Here is a 2,197-nt window from a genome sequence, read left to right on the forward strand (position 1 = left end):
GACCACTTCAACCAGGTCACCCCGGACGTGCCCCGCGGCCGGAAGTACCTCGAGGACCTGGGCTTCCGGGTTTCCGAGGACATCCAGGATTCCGACGGCGTCACCTACGCTGCGTGGATGCACCGCAAGCAGACCGTGCATGACACCGCACTGACCGGCGGTAACGGCCCCCGCATGCACCACGTCGCGTTCGCCACCCATGAGAAGCACAACATCATCCAGATCTGCGACAAGATGGGCGCGCTGCGCATCAGCGACCGCATTGAGCGCGGCCCGGGACGTCACGGGGTGTCCAACGCGTTCTACCTGTACATCCTGGACCCGGATGGTCACCGCATCGAAATCTACACGCAGGACTACTACACCGGCGATCCGGACAACCCCACCATCACCTGGGACGTTCACGACAACCAGCGCCGCGACTGGTGGGGCAACCCGGTTGTGCCGTCCTGGTACACCGAGGCATCCCTGGTCCTGGACCTCGACGGCAACCCGCAGCCGGTCATCGAGCGTGAGGAGAAGAGCGAGATGGCCGTCACGGTCGGCGCTGACGGCTTCTCCTACACCCGGAAGCAGGACGACGACGGCGCAAACGGCGAGCAGCACGGTTTCAAGCTGGGAGCGCAGCTGTAACCATGCTGGATGATGCGACGATTGAGGCCATTGCAGACGAACTGGTGGAGGCCGGCCGCAGCCGGACCCCCATTGCGCGGCTGACCGCCCGCTACCCGGACATGACGGTTGAGGATTCCTACGCTGTCCAGCAGTTGTGGCGGCGCCGCAACGAGGAAGCCGGGCGCACCCTGGTGGGACGCAAGATCGGCCTCACGTCCAAGGCCATGCAGGCAGCCACCGGGATCACCGAGCCCGACTACGGTGCCATCTTCGATGACATGGTCCTGGAAACGGGCTGCTCGGTGGAGTGGGACAAGTATACCCACCCCCGGGTCGAGGTGGAGCTGGCGTTCGTGCTGAAGGACGGGTTGAAGGGCCCGGGCTGCACCATCTTCGACGTCCTCAATGCGACGGATTACGTGGTTCCGGCTCTCGAGATCCTGGATTCGAGGATCGAGATGGAGGGCCGGACCATCGTGGACACCATCTCGGACAACGCCGCGATGGGCGCCATGGTGGTGGGCGGCCGCCCGGTGAAGCCCGACGCCGTCGACCTCCGCTGGGTCGCCGCCATCCTCTACAAGAACCAGACCGTCGAGGAGACCGGCGTGGCAGCCGGTGTGCTGGACCACCCGGCAGCCGGCGTCCACTGGCTGGCCAACAAGATCGCCGCCCACGGGGACAGCCTCAAGGCCGGGGACATCATCCTCGCCGGTTCCTTCACCCGTCCCCTCTGGGTTTCCAAGGGCGACACCATCCACGCCGACTACGGACCACTCGGAGCTGTGACATGCCACTTCCACTAGAGACCACCTTCGGCGACGCGCTGGCCGCAGCCGACCGGCCGCTGGCGGGAATGTGGGTGTGCTCCGGCAGCCCGCTCATCGCAGAACTCTGCGCGGGCGCCGGCCTGGACTGGCTCCTCGTTGACGCCGAGCACAGCCCCAACGGACTCGAGTCCATCCTCGCCCAACTCCAAGCCGTCCACGGTTACCCCGTGCACACCCTGGTCCGGCCGCCCGTGAACGACACCGTGCTGATCAAGCAGTACCTGGACCTGGGTGTGCAGAACCTGCTCATCCCCATGGTCCACTCCGTGGCGGAAGCCGAGGCCGCTGTCGCCGCCACACGGTACCCGCCGGAGGGCGTGCGCGGGGTCGGCTCGGCACTGGCCCGCGCGGCGCGCTGGAACCGGGTGCCGGACTACCTGGCCCGGGCCTCCGACACCATCACCGTGACAGTGCAGATCGAATCCGCGGCCGCCGTCGAAGCCGTGGAGGACATCCTCAAGGTCGACGGCGTGGACGCCATCTTCATCGGCCCCTCCGACCTCGCCGCTTCCATGGGCGTGCTCGGCCAGCAGGAGCACCCCGAGGTCCGCGCCGCCGTCGAACAATGCCTATCGGCTGCCAAAGCCGCCGGCAAACCGGCGGGTGTGAACGCCTTCAACCCCGATACCGCCCGCCACTACCTGGACGCCGGGGCCGGCTTCATCCTGGTCGGTGCCGACGTCGCACTCCTGGCTCGGGGCTCCGAAGCCCTCGCCGCCCAGTACATCCCGGCACCCGACGGCGATACCCCC

At 67.3% G+C, this 2,197-nt stretch carries 3 protein-coding genes; all 3 read left to right on the forward strand.

Features of this window, described 5'->3' with window-relative positions:
- Positions 1-633 (forward strand): VOC family protein (locus AC4D1W_RS16960; RefSeq protein ID WP_490899502.1); only part of this gene is annotated, 633 nt, incomplete at its 5' end.
- 2 nt (positions 634-635) lie between these two features.
- Entirely contained in the window at positions 636-1,421 is a 786-nt protein-coding gene (hpaH, locus tag AC4D1W_RS16965) for a 2-oxo-hept-4-ene-1,7-dioate hydratase (RefSeq protein WP_490892693.1), read from the forward strand.
- A partial coding sequence (locus tag AC4D1W_RS16970) for an HpcH/HpaI aldolase family protein (protein WP_490899503.1) occupies positions 1,406-2,197 on the forward strand: 792 nt, incomplete at its 3' end. The genes hpaH and AC4D1W_RS16970, both read left to right, overlap by 16 nt.

This window comes from Arthrobacter sp. TJ-170, from assembly GCF_058269305.1.

What these genes read in the sequence shown, in the direction of transcription:
- hpaH (WP_490892693.1), top strand. Translation starts at nt 636, where the DNA reads ATGCTGGATGATGCGACGATTGAGGCCATTGCAGACGAACTGGTGGAG.